This is a genomic window from Stenotrophomonas sp. 364, from assembly GCF_009832905.1.
In the GTDB taxonomy this organism is placed as follows: domain Bacteria; phylum Pseudomonadota; class Gammaproteobacteria; order Xanthomonadales; family Xanthomonadaceae; genus Stenotrophomonas; species Stenotrophomonas maltophilia_AP.
The window spans coordinates 522,148-547,419 of sequence record NZ_CP047135.1 but is presented as its reverse complement, the minus strand read 5'-3'; the positions used below and the strand labels follow the sequence as shown (position 1 = coordinate 547,419).

The following is a 25,272-nucleotide window of genomic DNA, read 5'->3' as shown; positions in this document are numbered from 1 at the left end:
AGTATGTTCTTCTGAGAGAGGCCAGTGAAAAAACCGGCCATGAATGCGGATATGTGCGAGCAGGCAAGAAACCGGCCTGCTGAGACAGACGATTGTAGCAACCTGGCGAAAACGCAGTCAAATGCGCACGCGCCAAGCCAGCCCTGATCCCGGGCCGTTACAGGGGAGCCTTCTCCATGCCCCCCGTTCAGGTTGTCAACCCGGTCCTTTGACAGACCGGGCCGGCATCCTACCTCATCGGCAGCCATCCGACCAGTGGCCGGCGGCGTCCGAGCGGTCTGGCCCGGCCAATGGCCGGGCCCTACCCTTCGGTCCGGCCAGGGCCGGACCTGTCAATCAGTCTTCCGCCTGCTCGGTGTCGGTCGACTCGACCGCCACTTCCGGAGCGGACGCGACGACCGGTGCCGCCACGACCGGGGTGCCGGCCAGGGTCTGCATTTCCGAATCGGTCAGCCCGCTCGCGTTGCGGCGGCGGTTGGCGTGGTACGACAGACCGGTACCGGCCGGGATCAGGCGGCCGACGATGACGTTTTCCTTCAGGCCGCGCAGGTTGTCCTTGGTGCCGCGGACGGCCGCCTCGGTCAACACGCGGGTGGTTTCCTGGAAGGAGGCCGCCGAGATGAACGATTCGGTGGCCAGCGATGCCTTGGTGATACCCAGCAGGACCGGGTCGAAACGGGCGATCAGCTCGTTGCGGGCGGTCAGGCGTGCATTTTCCTCGATGACGCGCTGGCGCTCGGCCTGCTCGCCATTCAGGAACTTGCTGCTGCCCTGGTCGGTGATTTCGACCTTGCGCAGCATCTGGCGGGTGATCACTTCAATGTGCTTGTCGTTGATCTTCACGCCCTGCAGGCGGTACACGTCCTGGATTTCCTTGACCAGGTAGGCCGCCAGCGGCTCGACACCCAGCAGACGCAGGATGTCCTGCGGGCTCGGCTCGCCGTCCACGATGGTTTCGCCCTTGGTCACGTGTTCGCCTTCGAACACGATCACCTGACGGTACTTCGGGATCAGCTCTTCGTGTTCCGAACCATCGGTGTCCTTGATGATCAGGCGCTGCTTGCCCTTGGTGTCCTTACCGAAGCTGATGATGCCCGAACGCTCGGCCAGGATCGCCGGATCCTTCGGCTTGCGCGCTTCGAACAAGTCGGCCACGCGCGGCAGACCACCGGTGATGTCACGGGTCTTGGACGCTTCCTGCGGGATCTTGGCGACCACGTCACCCACGCCGACGGCGGCGCCGTCCTGCAGGTTGACGATGGAGCGCGGCGGCAGCAGGTACTGGGCCGGCAGATCGGTGTTCGGGATGGTCAGGTCATTGCCCTTGGCATCCACGATACGCACGATCGGACGGAGGTCCTTGGCCTGCGAGCCACGACGCTTCGGGTCGGTGATTTCACGCGACGCCAGGCCGGTCAGTTCGTCGGTCTTCTCGATGACGGTCACGCCGTCGATGAAGTCGATGAAGCGGATGAAACCGGCCACTTCGGACACGATCGGGTGGTTATGCGGATCCCAGTTCGCCACGGTCTGGCCAGCCTTGACCGAGTCGGCGTCCTTGGAGGTGATGGTGGCACCGTAGGGCAGCTTGTAGCGCTCACGCTCACGGCCGTGGGCGTCGAGCACCGAGATTTCACCCGAGCGCGAGACCGCCACCAGCGAACCGCTGGCATGCGCCACCGACTTGAGGTTGTTGAACTTGACCGAACCGGTGGTCTTGACGGTGATGTTGTCCACGGCAGCCGCACGCGATGCCGCACCACCGATGTGGAACGTACGCATGGTCAGCTGGGTACCCGGCTCACCGATCGACTGGGCGGCGATGACGCCGACCGCTTCGCCGATGTTGACGATGTGGCCACGGGCCAGATCGCGGCCGTAGCAATGGGCGCACACGCCGAAGGCCGAGGCGCAGGAGATGGTCGAACGGACCTTCACCGACTGCACGCTGGCATCTTCAAGCTTGGCCACCCACGCTTCGTCCAGCAGCGTGTTGCGGGTCACGATCGGATCTTCGTCGTTGCCCGGCAGGAACACGTCCTCGGCCACGACACGACCCAGCACGCGGTCCTTCAACGGCTCCACGACGTCGCCGCCTTCCACGATCGGGGTCATGGTCAGGCCTTCGGTGGTACCGCAATCCACTTCGGTGATGACCACGTCCTGCGCGACGTCCACCAGACGACGGGTCAGGTAACCCGAGTTGGCGGTCTTCAGCGCGGTATCGGCCAGACCCTTACGGGCACCGTGGGTGGAGTTGAAGTATTCCTGTACGTTCAGGCCTTCACGGAAGTTCGCCTTGATGGGCGTTTCGATGATCGAGCCATCCGGACGCGCCATCAGGCCACGCATACCGGCCAGCTGGCGGATCTGTGCCTGGGAACCACGCGCACCGGAGTCGGCCATGATGTACAGGGAGTTCATCGACTTCTGGTCGATGGTCTCGCCCTTGGCATTGATGACCTTCTCGGTACCGATGGTGTCCATCATCGCCTTGGCGATGCGCTCATTGGTGCGCGACCAGATGTCGACCACCTTGTTGTAGCGCTCGCCGGCGGTGACCAGGCCCGACTGGTACTGCTCCTGGATTTCCAGCACTTCGGCTTCGGCCTCGGTGAGGATGCCCTTCTTCTCGTCCGGGATCAGCATGTCGTCGATGCCGATGGAGACGCCGGCGCGGGTCGCGTAAGCGAAGCCGGTGTACATCAGCTTGTCGGCGAACACGACCGTGTCCTTCAGACCCAGCTGGCGGTAGCTGGAGTTGATCAGGCGGCTGATGTTCTTCTTGGTCAGCTCGGTGTTGGCCAGCGCGAACGGCAGGCCTTCCGGCAGGATTTCAGCCAGCAGGGCGCGACCGATCGTGGTGTCCACGATCGAGGTCTTGTTCTGCTTGTTGCCGTCTTCGTCGGTCACCACTTCGGTGATGCGGACCTTCACGCGTGCGTGCAGTTCCACCACGCGGTTGTCGTAGGCGCGCTTGACTTCGGCGATGTTGGCGAAGGCCATGCCCTCGCCCTTCTTGTTTTCCAGCGAGCGGGTCATGTAGTACAGACCCAGCACGACGTCCTGCGACGGCACGATGATCGGCTCGCCGTTGGCCGGCGACAGGATGTTGTTGGTGGACATCATCAGCGCACGCGCTTCCAGCTGGGCTTCCAGCGAGAGCGGTACGTGGACGGCCATCTGGTCACCGTCGAAGTCGGCGTTGAACGCGGTGCAGACCAGCGGGTGCAGCTGGATGGCCTTGCCTTCGATCAGCACCGGCTCGAACGCCTGGATGCCCAGACGGTGCAGGGTCGGCGCACGGTTCAGCATCACCGGATGTTCGCGGATGACCTCTTCCAGGATGTCCCAGACTTCGGCTTCTTCGCGCTCGACCAGCTTCTTGGCGGCCTTGATGGTGGTGGCCAGGCCACGACGCTGCAGCTTGGCGAATACGAACGGCTTGAACAGCTCAAGCGCCATCTTCTTCGGCAGGCCGCACTGGTGCAGGCGCAGGTACGGACCGACCACGATGACCGAACGGCCCGAGTAGTCGACGCGCTTGCCCAGCAGGTTCTGACGGAAGCGACCCTGCTTGCCCTTGATCATGTCGGCCAGCGACTTCAGCGGGCGCTTGTTGGTGCCGGTGATGGCACGGCCGCGACGGCCGTTGTCCAGCAGCGCATCGACCGATTCCTGCAGCATGCGCTTTTCATTGCGCACGATGATGTCCGGCGCGTTCAGCTCGAGCAGGCGGCGCAGGCGATTGTTGCGGTTGATGACGCGGCGGTACAGGTCGTTCAGGTCGGAGGTCGCGAAGCGGCCACCGTCCAGCGGCACCAGCGGACGCAGGTCCGGCGGCAGCACCGGCAGCACGGTCATGACCATCCACTCCGGACGGTTGCCCGACTCGAGGAAGGCTTCGACCAGCTTGATGCGCTTGGTGAGGCGCTTGAGCTTGGTTTCCGAACCGGTGCTGGAGATTTCCTCGCGCAGGCGGGTCATTTCCGACTGCAGGTCGATGGTGCGCAGCAGCTCGTACACGGCCTCGGCGCCCATGGCGGCGTCGAAGTCGTCGCCGTGCTCCTGGCGTGCCTGCAGGTACTGCTCTTCGGTCAGCAGCTGGCGGCGCTCCAGGGCGGTCAGGCCCGGCTCGGTCACCACGTAGGCTTCGAAGTACAGCACGCGCTCGATGTCACGCAGGGTCATGTCCAGCATCAGGCCGATGCGCGACGGCAGCGACTTGAGGAACCAGATGTGCGCGACCGGCGAGGCCAGGTCGATGTGGCCCATGCGCTCGCGGCGCACCTTGGCCAGGGTGACTTCGGTGCCGCACTTTTCGCAGACCACGCCGCGGTGCTTCATGCGCTTGTACTTGCCGCACAGGCACTCGTAGTCCTTGACCGGCCCGAAGATGGCGGCGCAGAACAGGCCGTCACGCTCCGGCTTGAAGGTGCGGTAGTTGATGGTTTCCGGCTTCTTCACTTCGCCGAAGGACCACGAACGGATCAGGTCCGGCGAGGCCAGCGCGATCTTGATCGCGTCGAAGTCCAGCGTCTGGCGCTGCTGGTTGAAGAGGTTCAGCAAGTCTTTCATGGTGTTTCTCCGAAAGGAGGAAATCTTGTCGATGGGCTGTCAGCGAACGAACGGGTGGCGCGGCTGCCGGGGCAGCCGCGCCTGCGCCATCAGTTGTCTTCCAGTTCCATGTTGATGGCCAGCGAGCGGATTTCCTTCACGAGAACGTTGAAGGATTCCGGCATGCCCGCGACCATCTCGTGCTCACCGTCGACGATGTTCTTGTACATCTGGTTGCGGCCCTGCACGTCATCGGACTTCACCGTCAGCATTTCCTGCAGGGTGTAGGCCGCGCCGTAGGCTTCCAGCGCCCAGACTTCCATTTCACCGAAGCGCTGGCCACCGAACTGCGCCTTGCCGCCCAGCGGCTGCTGGGTAACGAGCGAGTACGGGCCGGTCGAACGGGCGTGCATCTTGTCGTCGACCAGGTGGTTCAGCTTCAGGTAGTGCATGTAGCCCACGGTGGTGTGGCGATCGAACGCCTCACCGGTGCGGCCGTCATACAGCTGGGTCTGGCCGCTCAGCGGCAGGTCGGCCAGGGCAAGCATGTGCTTGATCTCGGCTTCGGTGGCACCGTCGAACACCGGAGTAGCCATCGGCACGCCGTCGGTCAGGTTGGCGGCCAGGCGCAGCAGCTCCTCGTCGCTGAACTGGGTCAGGTCGACGTGGTTGGCGTGCTGGGTCTTGTCGTGGTTGTAGACGTCGTCCAGGAACTTGCGCAGGTCGTTGATCGCGGCCTGGGCTTCCAGCATGCCCTGGATCTTGCGACCCAGGCCCTTGGCGGCCCAGCCCAGATGCACTTCCAGAATCTGGCCGATGTTCATACGCGACGGCACGCCCAGCGGGTTCAGCACGATGTCCACGGTTTCGCCCGAGGCCATGTACGGCATGTCCTCGACCGGCACCACGTTGGAGACCACACCCTTGTTGCCGTGGCGGCCGGCCATCTTGTCACCCGGCTGGATGCGACGCTTCACGGCCAGGAACACCTTGACCATCTTCAGCACGCCCGGGGCGAGGTCGTCACCGGCGGTGATCTTGCCGCGCTTGTCGGCGAAGCGACGCTCGAATTCCTTCTCGTGCGCCTGGATCTGCTTCTGGGCGCGTTCGATGGCTTCGGAAGCGTCGTCGTCCTTCATGCGCAGCGCGAACCAGTCAGCCTTCTTCAGGCCGTCCAGGTACGCGTCGGTGACGGTGTCGCCCTTCTTCAGGTTGGCACCACCGTTGACCACCTTGCCCACGATCTGCGAACGCAGACGGGCGTAGATGGCGCCTTCCAGGATGCGGAACTGGTCGTCGAAGTCCTTCTTGACGCGCTTGATTTCAGACTCTTCGATCTGACGGGCGCGCTTGTCCTTCTCGATGCCGTCGCGGGTGAAGACCTGCACGTCGATGACGGTGCCGTCCATGCCCGGCGGCACGCGCAGCGAGCTGTCCTTCACGTCCGAGGCCTTCTCGCCGAAGATCGCGCGGAGCAGCTTCTCTTCCGGGGTCAGCTGGCTTTCGCCCTTCGGGGTGACCTTGCCGACCATGATGTCGCCGGCACGCACTTCGGCGCCGATGTACACCACGCCCGACTCGTCCAGACGGTTCAGCGCCTGCTCGGACACGTTCGGGATGTCGGCGGAAATTTCCTCCGGCCCCAGCTTGGTGTCACGCGCAACGCAGGTCAGTTCTTCGATGTGGATCGTGGTGTAACGATCCTCTTCCACCACGCGCTCGGAGAGCAGGATGGAGTCTTCGAAGTTGTAGCCGTTCCACGGCATGAAGGCGATCAGCATGTTCTGGCCCAGGGCCAGTTCGCCGATGTCGGTGGACGGACCGTCAGCCAGCACGTCGCCACGCGCCACCACGTTGCCCACTTCCACCAGCGGACGCTGGTTGATGCAGGTGTTCTGGTTGGAGCGGGTGTACTTGATCAGGTTGTAGATATCCACGCCGGCGTCGGTCGCGTCGGTGATCTCCACTTCGTTGACCTTGACCACGATGCGGCCGGCGTCGATCTGCACGATCTCGCCACCACGACGGGCATTCACGGTCACACCCGAGTCACGGGCCACGGCGCGTTCGATACCGGTACCCACCAGCGGCTTCTGCGCACGCAGGGTCGGCACGGCCTGGCGCTGCATGTTGGCGCCCATCAGTGCACGGTTTGCGTCATCGTGCTCCAGGAACGGAACCAGCGCGGCAGCGATCGACACGGTCTGCATCGGCGATACGTCCATGAAGTGGACTTCCGCCGGCGGCTTCAGCAGCGACTCACCCTGGAAACGGCACGGCACGAACTGCTCGGTGAGCATGCTCTTGGCATCGGTCAGGGCGTTGGCCTGGGCGATGACGTACTCGTTTTCTTCGATGGCCGACAGGAATTCGATCTCGTCGGAGACCTTGCCGTCAGCAACCTTGCGGTACGGGGTTTCCAGGAAGCCATACTGGTTGGTGCGGGCATACACGGCCAGCGAGTTGATCAGGCCGATGTTCGGGCCTTCCGGCGTTTCGATGGTGCAGACGCGGCCGTAATGGGTCGGATGGACGTCGCGCACTTCGAAGCCGGCGCGTTCACGGGTCAGACCGCCCGGGCCCAGGGCCGAGACGCGACGCTTGTGCGTCACTTCCGACAGCGGGTTGTTCTGATCCATGAACTGGGACAGCTGCGAGGAGCCGAAGAACTCCTTGATGGCAGCGGCGACCGGCTTGGCGTTGATCAGTTCCTGCGGGGTCAGGCCTTCGGATTCGGCCATCGACAGGCGTTCCTTGACCGCGCGCTCGACGCGGACCAGGCCCACGCGGAACACGTTCTCGGCCATTTCACCGACCGAACGCACGCGACGGTTGCCCAGGTGATCGATGTCATCGACCACGCCGCGACCATTGCGGATCTCGGTCAGGACCTTGATCACGTCCAGGATGTCGGAGGTGTCGGCGTGCTCGGCGACCAGGCGCTTGGACTCTTCGTCGTTGCGCTCACCGAAGTACTTGCGGTCGTACAGCACGGCTTCGCCGGTGACAGCCTTGCGGCCGACACGGCGGTTGAACTTCATGCGGCCGACCGTGGACAGGTCGTAACGCTCGAAGGTGAAGAACAGGTTGTGGAACAGGTTCTGCGCGGCATCCTTGGTCGGCGGCTCGCCCGGACGCATCATGCGGTAGATTTCGACCAGGGCTTCCAGCTGGGTCTTGGTCGGATCGATGCGCAGGGTGTTGGACAGGTACGGGCCACGATCCAGGTCGTTCACCCACAGGGTGCCCACGGCGTCGACGCCGGCCTTGCGGAAGGCCTGCAGCTGTTCGTCGGTGATTTCGTCGTTGGCCTGGGCCAGCAGTTCACCGGTGTTGGCGTCCACCACGTCGTGCGACAGGATGCGGCCGACGATGTAATCGTCCGGCACGGCCAGGGCGGCGATGCCCGAGGCTTCCAGCTGCTTGACGTGGCGCGCGGTGATGCGCTTGCCGGCTTCGACGATGACCTTGTCGCCGTCGGCCAGGTCGAAGTTCAGGGTCTCGCCGCGCAGGCGCTCGGAGACCAGTTCGAGCTGCACACCTTCATCGGGGTTGATGTGGAAGGTGTTGATCTCGAAGAACTCGGCCAGCATTTCTTCGTTGCTGTAGCCCAGCGCACGCAGCAGGATCGACACCGGCAGCTTGCGGCGACGATCGATACGGGTGAACAGCGCGTCCTTCGGGTCGAACTCGAAGTCCAGCCAGGAGCCGCGGTACGGAATGATGCGGGCGCTGTACAGCAGCTTGCCCGAGCTGTGGGTCTTGCCACGGTCGTGGTCGAAGAACACGCCCGGCGAACGGTGCAGCTGCGACACGATGACGCGCTCGGTACCGTTGACGATGAAGGTGCCGTTGTCGGTCATCAGCGGGATTTCGCCGAGGTAGACCTCCTGCTCCTTCACGTACTTGATGGCCTTGGTCGACGACTCGCGGTCGTAGATCACCAGGCGCACGGTCACGCGCAGCGGCGCGCCGTAGCTCATGCCACGCTGGCGGCATTCGCGCTCGTCGAAGACCGGGTCGCCAAGCTTGTAGCCGACGTATTCCAGGGCAGCGTTGCCGCTGTAGCTGGCGATCGGGAAGACCGACTTCAGCGCGGCGTGCAGGCCCAGATCACGGCGCTTGGCCGGATCAATGTTTTCCTGCAGGAATTCGCGATAGGAATCCACCTGGATGGCAAGCAGGAACGGCACTTCGAGGATCGAGCGCTGCTTGCCGAAATCCTTGCGGATACGCTTCTTTTCGGTGAACGAATATGACGTCATGGGGTCTCACCTTGGCTGTGCGGGCCGCCGTACAGGCGCGGCCCGAAGGGAACATGAAAATTGTCAGTTGGAAGTCGCTGGTATTGCCGGCACCAGCACGCCTTCTCCCGCTACTTCCAACTGCCAACTCGCCGGCCTGCGGCCGGAAAGGTGTGGCAGCCGACTGACCGTCGGCTTTACCGCTGAGGATCAGCCGACCAACGGTCGGCTCTACCACTGAGGATCAGCCGACCAACGGTCGGCTCTACCAGCGGTTGTCGCAACAACGACCAAAGGCCGGGGGCTTACGCCCCCAGCCTTGGCTGCATCGCCGTGATTCGATGGCGAGGCAAGGAACTGCTTACTTGACTTCGACAGTCGCGCCAGCAGCTTCCAGGTCCTTCTTGAACTTGGCAGCGTCGTCCTTCGAAGCGCCTTCCTTGATCATGCCGCCGGCTTCAGCCAGGTCCTTGGCTTCCTTCAGGCCCAGGCCGGTGATGGCGCGGACAGCCTTAATCACTTCGACCTTCTTCTCGCCGGCCGACTTCAGGATGACGTCGAATTCGGTCTGCTCTTCCACGGCAGCAGCCGGGCCAGCAGCGGCAGCCGCGGCGACCGGAGCAGCGGCGGAGACGCCGAACTTCTCTTCGATGGCCTTGACCAGCTCCATCACTTCCATCAGGGACTTCTCGGCGATTGCGTCGACGATCTGTTCGTTGGTAAGGGACATTTTGATTACCTTTGGATAATTTTCTGGGTTGAGGTTCCGTCAGGAACCACGGAAACGTCGACTCAGGCGGTCTCGGCAGCCGGTTCGGCAGCATCGGCAGCGGCTTCTTCGCCACCACCCTGCTTGTCGCCGATGGCCTTGATGGCGCGGGCGAACATCGTGACCGGCTCGGTCAGGACGCGGGCCAGCATGGCCAGGGCCTGATCACGGGTCGGCAGCGAGGCCAGCACGTCAACATGGCCAGCCGGGAACAGTTCCCCGCCGATGGCCACGACCTTTGCCTGCAGCTTGTCGTTGGTCTTGGCAAAATCCTTGATCAGGCGACCGGCTGCGCCGGGCTCCTCGAGCGAGAACGCGTACAGCAGCGGACCGACGAGTGCGTCTTTGGCGCACGCGTATTCGGTACCTTCCACTGCACGTGCCGCCAGCGTGTTCTTGACAACTTTCAAGAAAACGCCGGTTTCGCGTGCCTGCTTGCGCATCGCGGTCATCTGGGAGACCGTGGTGCCAGCGTATTCGGCTGCGATCAAGGAGTGAGCCTTGGCGGCGACTTCTGCCAGCTCCGCGACTACTTCTTGCTTCTGGGACAGATTGAGAGCCATTGCACTCCTCCAATTGAACTCCGCTTACGGCTCCTGCCGTGTGCGGTCCTGGGCGGCATCCGTCCTGGACGCCGGGAACATCGGGTTGATGTTCCAAGGGTGGGCCGTTCTAGACCTGGATGGCCAACCTGGGAGACCCAGACGTGCGTAAACCAGAAAAACTCCAGAAGGGCACCATCTACGCAGGGTGATTCCCGGGGGAATCGATTAAGCGGTCGGTACTGCGCCGGCGGCGACTCCCTGCCAATGCGAGCATCCCTGCCCGTCGCCGGTATGTACTGACCGCGCCTGCGGTCTTTGACGGCTATCGTTGCAGGGCGGACCCCACGTCGATTGCCTTCAAATATCGCGGGAGCCGGACATGTGCCCAGCTCCCGCTTGAAACACTTACTTCAGGGTCAGCGACGAGGTGTCGACGGTGACGCCCGGGCCCATCGTCGAGCTGACCGATACCTTCTGCAGGTAGGTGCCCTTCGAGGTGGCCGGCTTGGCCTTGATCAGGTCCAGCAGCAGCGCCTGCAGGTTCAGCTTCAACGCTTCTTCAGCGAAGTCGGCCTTGCCGATGGTGCAGTGGATGATGCCGGCCTTGTCGGTGCGGTAACGCACCTGACCCGACTTGGCATTCTTGACGGCTTCGCCCGGGTTGGCCGACACGGTGCCGACCTTCGGGTTCGGCATCAGGCCGCGCGGGCCGAGCACGGTGCCCAGCTTACCCACGACGCGCATGGCGTCCGGGGTGGCGATGACGACGTCGTAGTTCAGATCGCCGGCCTGCATCTTCTCGGCCAGGTCTTCCATGCCAACGGCTTCGGCGCCAGCGGCCAGGGCTTCGTCAGCCTTGGCACCGGCCGGTGCGAAGACGGCAACGCGCACGCTCTTGCCGGTACCGGACGGCAGCACGGTGGAACCGCGCACCTGCTGGTCGGACTTCTTGGCGTCCACGCCCAGGCGCACAGCAACGTCGAAGGACTCGACGAACTTGGCCTTGGTAGCGGTCTTCAGGATCTTGATCGCGTCCTCGAAGGCATATGCCTTACCCGGGACGACGGCGGCCTTGATGGCCTTCTCACGCTTGGTCTGTGCCATCTTCTTAACCCTCCACCACGAGGCCCATGGAACGGGCAGAACCGGCAATCGTGCGCACCGCGGCGTCCAGGTCGGCGGCCGTCAGGTCGGCTTCCTTGGTCTTGGCGATTTCTTCCAGCTGCTTACGGGTCACCTTGCCCACCTTTTCGGTGTTCGGGCGCTTGGAGCCCGAGGAGATGCCAGCAGCCTTCTTGAGCAGCACGGCGGCCGGGGTGCTCTTGGTGATGAAGGTGAAGGTACGGTCCGAATAGGCCGTGATGATGACCGGCACCGGCAGACCCGGCTCCAGCTTCTGCGTGGCGGCATTGAAGGCCTTGCAGAATTCCATGATGTTCAGGCCACGCTGACCCAGCGCAGGACCGACCGGCGGCGAGGGGTTGGCCTGACCGGCCTTCACCTGCAGCTTGATATAACCGACAACTTTCTTTGCCATGAGTATGCTCTCCGGGTGCTAGCGCCTTACGACAACAGGCTCCCCATCGGACCGGGAATCACGCGTCCCGGCATCGCGTTTTGAATTCACGCAGAAGGCCACCTCGCGGCGGCCCTTGCTTTTGCCAGCTTCCTGGCAGGAAGCCGCGCACTATATCAGGTTTTGGCCCGCCTGTCTGAATGCGGCAGAGCGGAGCCCTGCCCCGCTTCGCGGCAACGCCGGGCAGAGCCCGGCGCCACGTGGGGTCAGACGGCCTTTTCGACCTGGCCGAACTCGAGCTCGACCGGGGTGGCACGACCGAAAATCAACACCGAGACGCGCAGACGGCTCTTCTCGTAGTTGACTTCCTCGACCACGCCGTTGAAGTCGTTGAACGGGCCTTCGGTGACGCGGACCATCTGGCCCGGCTCGAACAGCACCTTCGGACGCGGCTTTTCCACACCTTCCTGAACGCGGTCCAGGATGGCAGCAGCTTCTTCGTCACGGATCGGCAGCGGACGGTCAGCGGTACCGCCAATGAAGCCCATCACCTTGGACGTATCCTTCACCAGGTGCCAGCTTTCGTTGTCGATGCGCGGAATACCGTTTTCTTCGTGGGTCTCGATCTGGACCAGCACGTAACCCGGGAAGAACTTGCGCTCGGAACGGCGCTTCTGGCCGGAACGCATTTCGACCACTTCCTCGGTCGGGACCAGGACATCACCGAAGCGCTCCTGCATCTCGTCACGCACGATGCGATCGCGCAGAGCCTGCGCAACCGACTTTTCGAAGCCCGAATAGGCGTGAACGACGTACCAACGCTTCACTGGTTTCTCCTTATCGACCCAGGAACCACTGGGTCGCTTTCTGAATCAGGAAATCAAATCCGCCCAGCAGCAAGCTGAGGATGATCACAACAACGATCACCACCCAGGTCATGCGGATGGCTTCCTGGCGGGTCGGCCAGACTACCTTGCGCAGTTCGAAACGCGATTCGGAAAGGAATTCACGCGTGTCGCGACCTTTGCCGGTCATCAGGAACACGCCAACGCCGGCCACCAAGCCAACGACAACGGCCAGACCGCGAAGCGGACCGGCCCATGCACTCTGGGACGCATGCTCAGGGGTGCCGAACCAGTACCAAGCAAAAAGACCCGCCAGCACCAGGAGGGTTGCGGCGGCGTACTTGACGATGTCACCTCCAGTGGAGGCGTTGTCTTTGGAATGCTCGATCTTGCTGTTCATCCGGCTCTGGCTGCTAAGGCGGCATGGCCGCTGGAAGGGAGAAGTGGCACGCCAGGAGGGACTCGAACCCCCAACCTGCGGTTTTGGAGACCGCTGCTCTGCCAATTGAGCTACTGGCGTACTGAAAAACTGCCTTCCCTTAGACGGCGAAGGCGGACCGAGGTTCCCGGCCCGCCATTCGCGAGACCGGCGGAGCTATGCAACCGCCGGTATTACGAAATTACGCGATGATCTTGGAGACCACGCCGGCGCCGACGGTACGGCCGCCTTCGCGAATCGCGAAGCGCAGACCTTCGTCCATGGCGACCGGGTTGATCAGGGTGACAACCATCTTCACGTTGTCGCCCGGCATCACCATTTCCACACCTTCCGGCAGTTCGCAAGCGCCGGTGATGTCGGTGGTACGGAAGTAGAACTGCGGACGGTAGCCCTTGAAGAACGGGGTATGACGACCACCCTCATCCTTGGACAGCACGTACACTTCGGCGTCGAACTGGGTGTGCGGCTTGATCGAACCCGGCTTGGCCAGCACCTGGCCACGCTCGACGTCGTCACGCTTGGTGCCGCGCAGCAGCAGACCGGCGTTGTCACCTGCCTGACCCTGATCCAGCAGCTTGCGGAACATTTCCACGCCGGTGACGGTGGTCTTCTGGACCGGACGGATACCGACGATTTCGATTTCTTCGCCGACCTTGATCACGCCGCGCTCGATACGACCGGTCACCACGGTGCCGCGGCCCGAGATCGAGAACACGTCTTCCACCGGCATCAGGAACGGCTTGTCGATGTCACGCTCCGGGGTCGGGATCCAGCTGTCGAGAGCTTCGACCAGCTTGATCACGGCCGGCACGCCGATGTCGCTCTGGTCGCCTTCCAGCGCCAGGCGGGCCGAACCCGCGATGATCGGGGTGTCGTCGCCCGGGAAGTCGTACTTGCTCAGCAGCTCGCGGACTTCCATTTCGACCAGTTCCAGCAGCTCGGCGTCATCGACCATGTCTGCCTTGTTCAGGAAGACGACGATGTACGGCACGCCGACCTGACGCGACAACAGGATGTGCTCGCGGGTCTGCGGCATCGGGCCGTCAGCAGCCGAGCAGACCAGGATCGCGCCGTCCATCTGGGCGGCACCGGTGATCATGTTCTTGACGTAGTCAGCATGGCCCGGGCAATCCACGTGCGCGTAATGACGCTCGGTGGATTCGTATTCGACGTGCGCGGTCGAGATCGTGATGCCACGAGCCTTTTCTTCCGGCGCGGCGTCGATCGAGGAGTAATCCTTGAACTCGCCACCGAAGCGCTCGGCACCGATCTTGGTCAGTGCGGCGGTCAGCGTGGTCTTGCCGTGGTCGACGTGACCGATGGTGCCGACGTTGACGTGCGGCTTGGTGCGCTCGAACTTACCCTTGGCCATGGCTGCTTATCTCGAAATCGTCTGAATGGTGGCACTTAGATGGTGCTCACGAAAGGAATCGAACCTTCGACCTCCTCCTTACCAAGGAGGTGCTCTACCGACTGAGCTACGTGAGCGAGTTTTGTATTATGGCACGAATTTGATTAGATTCAAACTCATTCAATGGAGCGGGAGACGGGGATCGAACCCGCACCATCAGCTTGGAAGGCTGAGGTTCTACCATTGAACTACTCCCGCATCGGAAGCCTTTGCCACAACATGAAACTGGTGGAGGGAGGTGGATTCGAACCACCGAAGGCGTAAGCCAGCAGATTTACAGTCTGCCCCCGTTGGCCGCTTGGGTATCCCTCCTTACCACCCTGTCCCGTGGCGCCGAAGCGTTTTCGGTGTGGGGTGGAAGAGCCGTGAATTTTGGAGATTAACGGGGGTTCTGTCAACACTCTTTTTCAACTTTTTCACACGAAGTGCAAAAAGCCCTGGCGTAACGGGCTATTGCCCCGGCAGCGGCAGCGGTTCGTCGGCAAAGATGGCCACGTGCGGCACGCCATCGGCGCCGATCCAGCCCCGGTACATGCCCTGCGTGTTGAACGGCGCGGCGACGCGACCGTCTGCGGCGAGCACGATCGCACCGCCGTCGCCCCCGAGCGCGGGAATGCGATCGTTGATCACCGCGCGCCCCGCTTCCACCGGCCCCTGCTTGAGGTACTGCATGCGCGCGCAGATGTCGTGCGCGGCCGCCGTGCGGATGTAGTACTCGCCCCAGCCGGTGCCCGACACCGCACAGGTGGCATTGGCATAGGTGCCCGCGCCGATGATCGGCGAATCGCCCACGCGACCGTAGCGCTTGTTGGTCATGCCGCCGGTCGAGGTGCCCGCGGCAAGATGGCCCTGCGCATCCAGTGCCACCGCGCCGACCGTGCCGAAGTGGCGTGCGGTTTCCAGGTCTGCGTGCGCCTGTCCGCTGGCCTCTTCCCGGAGCGCCTTCTGCAGTTGTTGCCAGCGCTTTTCAGTGCGGAAGTAGGTCGGATCGACCAGCGCGATGCCCTGGCTGGCGGCGAAGGTTTCCGCCCCCTGCCCCACCATCATTACGTGCGCGGAGTGCTGCATCACTGCTTCGGCCAGCAGGATCGGGTTGCGCACCCGCTGCACGCCGGCCACCGCGCCGGCTTTCAGGGAGGCGCCGTCCATCAGCGATGCGTCCAGCTCGTTGCGGCCGTCGTGGGTGAATACCGCGCCCTTGCCGGCATTGAAGGTGGGATCGTCTTCGAGCACGGAGATCGCCGCGGTCACTGCCTCCAGTGCGGGCTTGCCGGCCGCCAGCGCGTGGTGGCCGCTGAGCAGCGCCTGGCGCAACGCGGCACGTGCGGCCTTTTCTTCGGCCGGCGTCAGGTCCCTGCGCTCCACGCCGGCGCCACCATGGATGACCAATACCGGCGCGGCAGCCGTGGCCACCAGCGGGATCGACAGGCACAGCGACAGCAGCAACGCGGTTGGACGGGACATGGACGGCACCGGCAGGTTGGGAGCCCCATCATGGCCGCAGATGCGCGGTGCGGGTAGGCCCATACCCTGCCCTGGCGGCGCGCGTGGGCCCGTCATCCCACGACCCGCAGTCGCGGGCTACCGCAGCTCCAGACCGCCGTCGCGGATATCGGCAGTGACCTGGAAGGCCGCATCGTCCACGCGGAACCCGTCCAGGTGCAGCAGGCTGCCGCTTCCCACCCCCGTGACCGGGATGGCGTGGAATTCCAGCGGCTCGCCATCGCGCAGGCGGTCGGCGGTGTGCCGCGGCATCACCAGCCAGGCGTAGCCGCCGTTCCTGCTGAGCACGCGGCCGCGCCCATCGGCTTCCACGCACAGGGCGGTGTCCTCGTCCACGCCGATGCCCACCATGTCCTCGCGCCCGGCCTGCTGCGCCGCCCGGGCCACGAACACGATCAACCGGCCGAGGCGGTCGCGCTTGCCGAAATGGGTGTCGGTCACCACGTTGGACAGGTACGGCATGGTCAGGAAGTCGCTGTCCAGGGTGACTTCGCCCCCCATCGGATCGCGCAGCGCAGTGGCCGAGGTGATGCTGCCGCCGTCCATCGCGCCGTAGCTGTAGCCGCCCAGGATGGCCAGGCCGGCACTGGTGCCGGCGATCGGCCGGCCGGCACGGACGTGCGCATTGAGCGCTTCGTTGAGCGCGGTGCCCTTCCAGAAGCGGATGTAACGGGACTGGTCGCCGCCGGCGATGAAGATCGCATCGGCGGCCGCCACGACCCGCAGTACGGCCGGGTCGTCGGCGCCCCGGCGGCTGTCGAAGACCAGGGTCTGCACCGAGGCGGCACCGCCGATATCGCGGTACAGGCGCTGCTGCAGCTCGTCGGCACCGGAGGCGCGCAGGATCACCACGCGGCCGTGCCCCGCGCGCTGCAGCCACCACTGGAAGGCCTCGGGAACCCACTCGCCCCCGCCCATCAACATCATCGCCGGTTCGGTGCGGAGGGCCGGGGCGGCGTCGAGATCACCCACCTCGTAGTAGCGGTAGCCGGTGTCCAGGACGGACTGCGCGTGGCTGGGCAGGGCCAGGCCGAGCAGCAGCCAGAGCATCGGCGCGAACGGGCGGAAAGCCTTGTGCACGTTGATCTCCCTGAACAAAAACCGGGTGTAAGCGCTTTCACTCTTTGCCAGAGAAATCGGTAGTGGTCAAGCCCGTAAAAAAGGCGTTAAATGCGCGCCGTCCATTCGCGAAATGTGAATGGGGGACAGGTCTCCCTGGAGGCCGACACTTTCTTCTCGAGAATTCTCATGCGTAAACAGGCGATGGCGTGGTCGATCCAGCTGGCGTTGATGGGTGTGGCCGCAACCGCAGGCGCCCAGGCGCCGGCCGCGTCCGGGGTGCAGCAGCTGGACACGGTGCAGGTCACCGGTTCGCGGATTCCGCGCGCCCAGGTCGAGGGCCCCGCCCCGGTCACGGTGATCACTGCCGAGCAGATCCAGGCCAGCGGCTTCACCAGCGTGCCGGACGTGCTTCGGTCGATGTCCCAGAACGGCGGTGAAACCCAGAGCCAGCAGTCCTCCAGCGGCGCGGACTTCTCGCCGGGTGCGCAGCAGGTCGATCTGCGCGGGCTGGGCCCGAACCACACCCTGGTGCTGGTCAATGGCCGCCGCATCGCCGACTTCCCGATGCCGTTCCAGGGCCGCAGCAACTTCACCGACGTGTCCAACATTCCGATCGGGATGATCGAGCGGATCGAAGTGCTGACCGGCAGCGCCTCGGCGATCTACGGGTCGGATGCGATCGCCGGCGTCGTCAACTTCATCCTCAAGAAGCACGTGGATGGCACCACGGTAGACGTGCGCATGGGCACGGCCACCGAAGGCGGCGCCGATTCGTTCGACATCAGCCTGGCCAGCGGCTTCGATGCCGGCCGCTTCAGTGCGGTGTACAGCCTGGAACTGCAGTCGCAGACGCCGCTCTGGGCCTATGAGCGCAGCCAGCAGGATTCCACCCTGGACGCGCCCACCGAGAGCGCCCGCGCCGCGCGCCGCGCCTACCTGCGCACCGACTACAACGACGATTACCTGGACCCGGGCAAGGCGACCTGCGATGCGCTGGCCGGGCAGAACCGCGGCAGCACCCAGTATGCCGAGCGTTCCCGCTACGGCTTCTACTGCGGCAGCGACCGCTCCATCGGCTACGGCACGATCCTGAGCAAGCGCCGCGGCGTGAATGGCTACGCCTCGCTCAACCATGCCTTCGACAATGGCACCAACTGGTTTGCCGACGTGCAGATGGGCTACCACGACATCGCGCTGATGCGCGACGTGACCCAGTGGGGACGGATGGCCGCCGACGGCAACGAAGACGGCTATTTCTACAACCAGGCCACCGACCAGGTGGAGTTCTGGCAGCGCCAGTTCTCGCCCGAGGAAATGGGCGGGCTGCGCAACGGGATGATCCGCAGCACCCAGAAGACCTTCAGCGTGACCACCGGCTTCAAGGGCAGCCTGGGCCCGAACTGGGACTACGAAGCGTCGCTGAGCCATTCGCAGTACCAGTCCTCGATCCGCTGGCCGCAGATCATCGCGTCCAAGGCCAATGCGTTGTTCCTGGGCGAGCAGCTGGGCGAGTACACCGATGACGACGACAACGTGTTCCCGGTGTTCGACGCCGATCCGGCGCGCCTTTACCGGCCGCTGAGCCGCGCCGAGTACGATTCGATCGCCGCGAAGACAACCTATACGCCGAAGTCGCGCACCGATACGGCCGCGCTGACCCTGACCAACGGCGAGCTGTTCGAACTGCCGGGCGGCAAGGCCGGGTTCGCCGCCACCGCCGAGTTCGGCAACCAGTCCTACGCGCTCAACCCCGATCCGCTGGCGACCGGGTACTACTACTACAGCTGGAAGGACTCGGATGGCCATGGCAGCCGCAACCGCTGGGCCACTGCGGCCGAGCTGCGCCTGCCGCTGCACGACACGCTCAACGTAAGCGTGGCCGGCCGCTACGACCAGTACCGCTACTCGGGCAACAGCATCGGCAAGGCAACCTGGAGCGGCGGCATCGAGTGGCGCCCGATCGACAGCCTGCTGGTGCGCGGCTCGTACGGCACCGCGTTCCGCGCGCCGGACCTGCACTACGTGTACGCCGGCCCGGGCAACGATGAAACCAGCAACAACGACTACTACGCCTGCCAGCTGGACGGCGCGGATGACTGCTCGGACTACGAAGAGAACCTGATCCGCACGCGCGGAGGCAACCGCCAGCTGGATCCGGAGACCAGCACGTCGTGGAGCGCCGGCTTCGTGTGGTCGCCGGCGGTGGGCCTGGACCTGTCGGTGGACTGGTTCGACATCGACATGCGCGACCAGGTGAAGGACATGGACGTGGGCACCATCCTGCGTGATGAAGCGGCCTGCCGCCTGGGGAATGCCGATGCGAACTCGCCGACCTGTGTCGATGCGATCAGCCGCGTCACCCGCACCAGCGACGGCCGCCTGTACGGAGTGCACGTCAACCCGGTCAACATCGCGCGCGAGACCACGCAGGGCATCGACGTGGGCGTGCGTTACCGGCTGACCACCGGGATCGGCGATTTCATCCTGAGCGGCAATCACACCTGGGTGAAGACGCACGATTTCCAGCAGTTCGACGGCGATGTGGTGGAGGACAAGTTCGCGGTGAACAGCGGGTTCGACATTCCGCGCACCAAGACCAGCGCCAGCATCACCTGGGAGAACGATGCGTGGTCGGCCACGCTGTACGGGTCGCGGCTGGGCAAGCTGCCGACCTACGACAGCTATGACCAGAGCTTCGATCCGGAGAGCGGCGACAGTCCGTGGATCGGGGCCACGTACCGCTACAACGTGTCGGTGCAGTACCGCGTGGACGACCATTCGCGCCTGTCGCTGTCGGTGGTGAACGTAGGCAACAAGATGCCGCCGAAGGACGCGACCTATACGTCCTACCCGTACTACGACGTGTCGTGGTTCGATACCGTGGGCCGTACGATCAATCTGCAGTACACGCACAAGTTCGGCGGCACGGCGCTGTAAGCGGCGCGGTTGCAGTGGATGCGGGCGAAAAGACGGAGGCAGTGCCTCCGTCTTTTTTTGGGCGATGCACTTCCCACGCGACAACGCACAAGCCATCACGGTGTGCTGGCGCCTGCGCGGGGCAGGTGCGGGTGGGTTGGCGGGACACGCCGCGAGTACGTCCGTGTAGGCTCCGCCACCGCATCCATGCGGTGGAGGGTCCCGCCAACCCACCCGCACCCGCCCCAGACAATTGGCCGGTGGCCATGCAGAGAGCCAAGCAGGTAGTGCCGGCCGCTGGCCGGCTCCTCGCCATTCCGAATACGTCCTGCACGGTTCTCCACACCCGACGTGGAGAGGCGTGGGGGTTTGGTGTGGACAAGTAGGTGCAAGCCAACCACCGCAAGGTTTTCGGGACGTGGTGATTTTTTGTCCACGCGTATGTGGAGTTTTCCACATCGTACGTGGAGAGCGATGGGGGTTTGCTGTGGACAACCCGGTGCGAGCGATACGCTGCAAGGGTTTCCAGTAGTGGTCAGAAATTGTCCACGTGGCTTGCGGGGTGGGTGTGCGGGTTGCCGGCCAGCGGCCGGCACTACCGGGGTCGGGGTTTTCCACATGGGGCGTGGAGAGCGGTGGGTGTTTGTTGTGGACAAGTGGGTCGGAAGCACCTGCGGCAAGGGTTTCCGGGCGTGATTAAATAATCACCACCACGTGCTTGCCAGCGGCCAACCTGTCGCAGAGTGGCTACCCATCCCGACTATGCTGCGTTCCCCCTTATCAATGGAGAGCACCGCGTGCGCAAAGGCAATCCCCGCATCGCCGTTGTCGGTGCCGGCATCATCGGCGCCTCTGTAGCGTGGCACCTGACGCGCGCGGGTGCAGCCGTCACGGTGCTGGAGCGCAGCGCCACTGCGTCGAGCGGAGCGACCGGCAGCTCGTACGGCTGGGTCGGTACGGGCAGCATGCTGCCGGGCGACTCACCGTCGCGTTTTGCGATGATCCGCGACGCCTTGCCAGAATTCGCTCGGCTGACGAAAGCGCTGGGGCCATTACCGATCGCAGCGCGCGGTGCGCTCGTATGGGCCGGTACAGACGCTGAAACCGACGCGTTTGTAGCCCAGCAGCGAGAGGCCGGTATCGGTATCGAGCTGCTCGATCACGCACGCATCAGGACGTTGGAGCCGTATCTGAAGGCGCCGGCACTGGCCGCATGGGTGCCCGGGGATGTCGCCCTCGAACCCGCCCTGCTGACCGCGCAGCTGCTGTCCGGTGCACGGGCATCCGGCGCGCGCGTAGCCTTCAATCAGGAGGTGTCGGCCATCGAAACCCGCAACGGCCGGGTCACCGGAGTGGTGACAACGGACGGGGTGCATGCCGTGGACGCCGTGGTGCTTGCCAATGCCGCCAGCGCCGTGCCCCTGGCGGCACGCCTGGATATCCACCTGCCCGTGCATGAGGCGCCTGCCGTATTGCTGGCGTTCGACGCATTGCCCGGGCGTCTCCATCACCTGCTGTGTGCCGCAGACCACGAAGTCCGGCCGCGTCTCGGCGGTGGACTGCTGGTTGCGGCCGACATGCCCGTCGATGGCGATGACGGACTGGATCGCCTGGCCCGTCAGTGCATGGCCGATACGCAGGCCCTGCTCACTGCCCCTGCCGGGCTGGTAGTGCGCTCGATGAGGGCCGCTCAACGGCCACTGACTGCCGCGGGCATGCCGATCCGGGGTTTCATGCCGGGCATTGACGGTCTCTACGCTCTCATCGCGCACCCGGGCGTCATGCTGGCGCCTTGGCTGGGCCGGCTGGCCGCGGAGGAGATCGTTACCGATTGAGCGCGGGTACGGGGTGCTTCGGCGAGGTGGTATGCGCGGACAAAGAAAAGGCCCCGCGCTGCGGGGCCTCTCTTGTACCGACCTCAACGTGCGATGCGCTCAGACGTTGAAGCGGAAGTGCAGGATGTCACCTTCCTGGACACGGTATTCCTTGCCTTCCAGGCGAAGGCGCCCGGCTTCCTTGGCGCCGGCTTCGCCCTTGTACTTGATGAAGTCGTCATAGGCGATGGTTTCAGCGCGGATGAAGCCCTTCTCGAAGTCGGTGTGGATCACCGCGGCGGCCTGCGGGGCGGTGGCGCCCTTGCGAACGGTCCAGGCGCGGACTTCCTTCACACCGGCGGTGAAGTAGGTCTGCAGGCCCAGCAGCTGGTAGGCGGCGTAGATCACGCGGTTCAAGCCCGGCTCGGACAGGCCCAGATCGGCCAGGAAGGTGTCGCGGTCCTCGTCGTCCAGCTGCGACAGCTCTTCTTCGATCGCGGCCGACACCGGCACCACCTGCGCGCCTTCGGTGGCGGCGCGGGCGCGCACGGCGTCCAGGTGCGGGTTGTTCTCGAAGCCGTCTTCCAGCACGTTGGCGATGTACATCACCGGCTTGAGCGTGAGCAGGAACAGGTCGCGGACCAACGCCTTTTCTTCCTCGTCCAGGCCCGCCGAACGGCCGGCCTTGCCGTCGGCCAGCGCGGCCTGCAGCTTGGCCAGCACCGGCTTGCGTGCCGCCGCGTCCTTGTCGCCCCCCTTGGCGGCGCGCTCGGCGCGGTTCAGCGCCTTCTCGACGCTGTCCAGGTCGGCCAGGGCCAGCTCGGTGTCGATGGTGTCGATGTCCGACAGCGGGTCGACCTTGTTGTTGACGTGGATGACGTCGGCGTTTTCGAAGCAACGCACCACGTGGGTGATCGCATCCACTTCGCGGATGTGCGCCAGGAACTTGTTGCCCAGGCCTTCACCACTGGCGGCACCGGCCACCAGGCCGGCGATGTCGACGAACTCCACCGCGGTCGGAATGACCTTCTGCGGGTTGATGATCGCAGCCAGCTCGTTCAGGCGCGGATCCGGTACCGGCACGATGCCGACGTTCGGCTCGATCGTGCAGAACGGGAAGTTGGCCGCGGCGATGCCAGCCTTGGTCAACGCATTGAACAGGGTCGATTTGCCGACGTTGGGCAGGCCGACGATGCCGCATTTGATACCCATCTTTGACAACCTCTGGGGTGAACGTGATTGGGAAAAAGGCGCGGTGTGTTCGCCGTTTTACCAATCATTCTCCGTACCGACCAACGGTCGGTACCTACTTGGGGGTGTGCAGCCGCTTCATCGCTTCGCTGAAATCGCCCTTCACTGCCAGCGGCAGGACGTCGATCGCATCGTTGACGGCATGGCCGATCAGCACATCGTCGTCCTTGCTCGCGCGCCCCAACACCCACGGGACCACGCGGTCCTTGTGGCCGGGATGGCCGATGCCGATGCGCAGGCGGTGGAACTTGCCGTGGCCGAGCAGGCGGATGGTGTCGCGCAGGCCGTTCTGGCCGCCATGGCCGCCGTCGAACTTGAGCCGGGCCACGCCGGGCGGCAGGTCCAGCTCATCATGCGCCAGTAGCGTTTCTTCCGGTTCGATCTTCCAGAAGCGCTGCGCGGCGGTGACCGATTTGCCACTGAGGTTCATGAAGGTGGCGGGCTTGAGCAGCCACACCGATTGCCCGGCGATGTCGACCTTGGCGGTCTCGCCGAACAGCTTGCTGTCCACGCTCCAGCGCGCGCCGGCCTGTTCAACCAGGGCGTCAATGAAACGAAACCCGGCATTGTGCCGGGTCTGGGCGTGCTCGGGTCCGGGGTTGCCCAGACCAACGATCAATCGCAATCCTGTCATCACTCTTCTTTCGTCGGTACCGGCACTGTGCCGGCACATACAGAAACGGCGCCTGCCCCGAAGGACAGGCGCCGCAATCACTTACTCTGCAGCCGGCGCTTCGTCGGCAGCTTCTTCCTTGCCGAGCTTGGCGGTGACGATCGCGTCGTCATGGTCCTTGCCCTGGGCCAGGGCCGGGATCTCGACGCCCTTCGGCAGCTTGATGTCCGACAGGTAGATCACGTCGCCAGCCTTCAGGTCGGCCAGGTCGACGTCGATCGATTCCGGCAGGTCCTTCGGCAGGCAGGTGACGGTCACTTCCTTCAGTTCGTGGGTGACCACGACGTCGGCAGCCTTGCCAGCCGGCGAGGTGTCTTCGTTGACGAAGTGCAGCGGGACGCTGGCGGTCAGCGCTTCGTTCTCGTTCACGCGCAGGAAATCCAGGTGGATGATCAGCTGCTTGAACGGGTGGCGCTGCATGTCACGCAGCAGGACCTTGGTGATCTTGCCATCCAGGTTCAGGTCCAGGATCGACGAGTAGAACCACTCGTTCTGCTGGGCCAGCCAGGTGGCGTTGTGGTCCAGGTTGATGTTGATCGGAGCGGCGTCGCCGCCGTACACGACGGCCGGGATCACGCCGGCGTGACGCAGGCGGCGGCTCGCACCCTTGCCCTGCACGTCACGAGCGGTGACCTTGATTTCATGGGTCTTGGACATTGTATTGACTACCAGTTGGTGCCTTGCCGGTTGGCTTGGCGATTGAGGGCACGTCCGCGACCAGACGTACCCGGGGCCCGCCCACCGTTGCTGGCGGGCGGAAAAAAAATCAGTCCACGTACAGCGAGCTGACCGACTCGCCGAAGGCGATGCGACGCATCGTTTCGGCCAGCATCTCCGCCACGCTGAGCTGGCGGATCTTGCTGCACACCCGCGCCTCTTCACGCAGCGGGATGGTGTCGGTCACCACCAGCTCGTCGAGCTGGGAGTTGTTGATGTTGTCCACTGCCGGGCCCGAGAGCACGGCGTGGGTGCAGTACGCGGCCACCTTGAGGGCGCCGCGCGCCTTCAGCGCCGCGGCAGCCGCACACAGGGTGCCGGCGGTATCGACGATGTCATCGACCATCACGCAGGTCTTGCCTTCGACGTCACCGATGATGTTCATCACGGTGGAGACGTTGGCGCGCGGGCGGCGCTTGTCGATGATCGCCAGGTCCGCATCGTCCAGACGCTTGGCCACCGCACGTGCGCGCACCACGCCGCCCACGTCCGGAGACACCACGATCAGGTTTTCGGTGCCGTAGGCGCGCCAGATATCGGCGAGCAGCAGCGGCGAGGCATACACATTGTCGACCGGCATGTCGAAGAAGCCCTGGATCTGGTCGGCATGCAGGTCCACCGTCAGCACCCGGTCGGCGCCCACGGCGCTGAACATCTTGGCGGCCACCTTGGCGGTGATCGGCACGCGCGAGGAGCGCATGCGGCGATCCTGGCGCGAGTAGCCGAAGTACGGCACCACTGCGGTCACGCTGTTGACCGAGGCGCGCTTGAGCGCATCGATCAGCACCAGCAGCTCCATCAGGTTCTCCGCGCTGGGCGCGCAGGTCGGCTGGATCACGAACACGTCCTGCTTGCGGACGTTTTCCTCGATCTCGACCTGGACTTCACCATCGGAGAAGCGCGACACCAACGCCTTGCCCGGTCGCACCCCCAGTTCCTTGCAGATGCTCTGCGCAAGGCGCTTGTTGGCGTTGCCGGAAAATACCAGCAGGTTGGGGTGATCTTGCATC

17 protein-coding genes and 4 tRNA genes are annotated in these 25,272 nt (G+C 64.3%); 2 read left to right on the top strand and 19 right to left on the bottom strand.

The features are described from left to right. Positions 1 to 336 precede the first annotated feature (336 nt). The 15 genes from rpoC to GQ674_RS02415 all read right to left on the bottom strand — a co-directional run bounded on the left by rpoC (position 337) and on the right by GQ674_RS02415 (position 16,879). The gene (gene rpoC, locus GQ674_RS02485; protein WP_159495851.1) at positions 337 to 4,578 is read right to left on the bottom strand and encodes a DNA-directed RNA polymerase subunit beta'; all 4,242 of its coding nucleotides are present in this window, start codon (positions 4,576 to 4,578) and stop codon (positions 337 to 339) included. Between the two features lie 89 nt (positions 4,579 to 4,667). Next, on the bottom strand, positions 4,668 to 8,822 hold the full coding sequence (rpoB, locus tag GQ674_RS02480) for a DNA-directed RNA polymerase subunit beta (RefSeq protein WP_159495850.1): 4,155 nt from the start codon (positions 8,820 to 8,822) through the stop codon (positions 4,668 to 4,670). Positions 8,823 to 9,162: 340 nt separating this feature from the next. Continuing rightward, positions 9,163 to 9,531: a 50S ribosomal protein L7/L12 gene (gene rplL, locus GQ674_RS02475; RefSeq protein WP_038690307.1), complete on the bottom strand. Its 369-nt coding sequence runs from the start codon at positions 9,529 to 9,531 to the stop codon at positions 9,163 to 9,165. A 62-nt stretch (positions 9,532 to 9,593) separates the two neighbouring features. Continuing rightward, positions 9,594 to 10,133, bottom strand: a complete 540-nt coding sequence (gene rplJ, locus GQ674_RS02470; protein WP_128096248.1) for a 50S ribosomal protein L10 — start codon at positions 10,131 to 10,133, stop codon at positions 9,594 to 9,596. 387 nt (positions 10,134 to 10,520) lie between these two features. Then, positions 10,521 to 11,219, bottom strand: coding sequence for a 50S ribosomal protein L1 (gene rplA, locus GQ674_RS02465; protein ID WP_128096249.1), 699 nt, complete (start codon positions 11,217 to 11,219; stop codon positions 10,521 to 10,523). Positions 11,220 to 11,223: 4 nt separating this feature from the next. Then, the gene (gene rplK / locus GQ674_RS02460; RefSeq protein WP_019186116.1) at positions 11,224 to 11,652 is read right to left on the bottom strand and encodes a 50S ribosomal protein L11; all 429 of its coding nucleotides are present in this window, start codon (positions 11,650 to 11,652) and stop codon (positions 11,224 to 11,226) included. A gap of 245 nt (positions 11,653 to 11,897) precedes the next feature. Beyond that, complete coding sequence (gene nusG, locus GQ674_RS02455) at positions 11,898 to 12,458, bottom strand: transcription termination/antitermination protein NusG (protein ID WP_017356001.1); 561 nt, start codon at positions 12,456 to 12,458, stop codon at positions 11,898 to 11,900. 10 nt (positions 12,459 to 12,468) lie between these two features. Further along, positions 12,469 to 12,876, bottom strand: a complete 408-nt coding sequence (gene secE / locus GQ674_RS02450; protein ID WP_159495849.1) for a preprotein translocase subunit SecE — start codon at positions 12,874 to 12,876, stop codon at positions 12,469 to 12,471. Positions 12,877 to 12,920: 44 nt separating this feature from the next. After that, a tRNA-Trp gene (locus GQ674_RS02445) sits at positions 12,921 to 12,996 on the bottom strand. Between the two features lie 100 nt (positions 12,997 to 13,096). Beyond that, on the bottom strand, positions 13,097 to 14,287 hold the full coding sequence (gene tuf / locus GQ674_RS02440; protein ID WP_159495848.1) for an elongation factor Tu: 1,191 nt from the start codon (positions 14,285 to 14,287) through the stop codon (positions 13,097 to 13,099). Positions 14,288 to 14,327: 40 nt separating this feature from the next. Beyond that, positions 14,328 to 14,403 (bottom strand) — tRNA-Thr (locus GQ674_RS02435). 47 nt (positions 14,404 to 14,450) lie between these two features. After that, positions 14,451 to 14,524, bottom strand: a tRNA-Gly gene (locus GQ674_RS02430). A 28-nt stretch (positions 14,525 to 14,552) separates the two neighbouring features. Continuing rightward, a tRNA-Tyr gene (locus tag GQ674_RS02425) sits at positions 14,553 to 14,638 on the bottom strand. 138 nt (positions 14,639 to 14,776) lie between these two features. After that, complete coding sequence (locus tag GQ674_RS02420; protein WP_159495847.1) at positions 14,777 to 15,790, bottom strand: isoaspartyl peptidase/L-asparaginase; 1,014 nt, start codon at positions 15,788 to 15,790, stop codon at positions 14,777 to 14,779. Positions 15,791 to 15,907: 117 nt separating this feature from the next. Next, the gene (locus GQ674_RS02415; protein ID WP_159499194.1) at positions 15,908 to 16,879 is read right to left on the bottom strand and encodes a cyanophycinase; all 972 of its coding nucleotides are present in this window, start codon (positions 16,877 to 16,879) and stop codon (positions 15,908 to 15,910) included. Positions 16,880 to 17,077: 198 nt separating this feature from the next. Here GQ674_RS02415 and GQ674_RS02410 point away from each other — a divergent pair, with 198 nt between their 5' ends. Continuing rightward, positions 17,078 to 19,828: a TonB-dependent receptor gene (locus GQ674_RS02410; RefSeq protein WP_159495846.1), complete on the top strand. Its 2,751-nt coding sequence runs from the start codon at positions 17,078 to 17,080 to the stop codon at positions 19,826 to 19,828. Between the two features lie 776 nt (positions 19,829 to 20,604). Then, on the top strand, positions 20,605 to 21,642 hold the full coding sequence (locus tag GQ674_RS02405) for an FAD-dependent oxidoreductase (RefSeq protein ID WP_159495845.1): 1,038 nt from the start codon (positions 20,605 to 20,607) through the stop codon (positions 21,640 to 21,642). 99 nt (positions 21,643 to 21,741) lie between these two features. Here the strand turns inward: GQ674_RS02405 and ychF are convergent, their stop codons facing one another. The 4 genes from ychF to GQ674_RS02385 form a co-directional block, all read right to left on the bottom strand. Continuing rightward, a complete protein-coding gene (ychF, locus tag GQ674_RS02400) occupies positions 21,742 to 22,833 on the bottom strand; it encodes a redox-regulated ATPase YchF (protein ID WP_128095657.1) in 1,092 nt (363 codons plus the stop codon). A 94-nt stretch (positions 22,834 to 22,927) separates the two neighbouring features. Next, positions 22,928 to 23,506 carry an aminoacyl-tRNA hydrolase gene (pth, locus tag GQ674_RS02395; RefSeq protein ID WP_159495844.1) on the bottom strand — a complete coding sequence of 193 codons (579 nt, stop codon included), beginning with the start codon at positions 23,504 to 23,506 and terminating at the stop codon, positions 22,928 to 22,930. An 81-nt stretch (positions 23,507 to 23,587) separates the two neighbouring features. Beyond that, positions 23,588 to 24,202 carry a 50S ribosomal protein L25/general stress protein Ctc gene (locus tag GQ674_RS02390; RefSeq protein ID WP_159495843.1) on the bottom strand — a complete coding sequence of 205 codons (615 nt, stop codon included), beginning with the start codon at positions 24,200 to 24,202 and terminating at the stop codon, positions 23,588 to 23,590. A 109-nt stretch (positions 24,203 to 24,311) separates the two neighbouring features. Then, a complete protein-coding gene (locus tag GQ674_RS02385; RefSeq protein ID WP_038692467.1) occupies positions 24,312 to 25,271 on the bottom strand; it encodes a ribose-phosphate diphosphokinase in 960 nt (319 codons plus the stop codon). Between the last annotated feature and the right edge of the window lies 1 nt (position 25,272).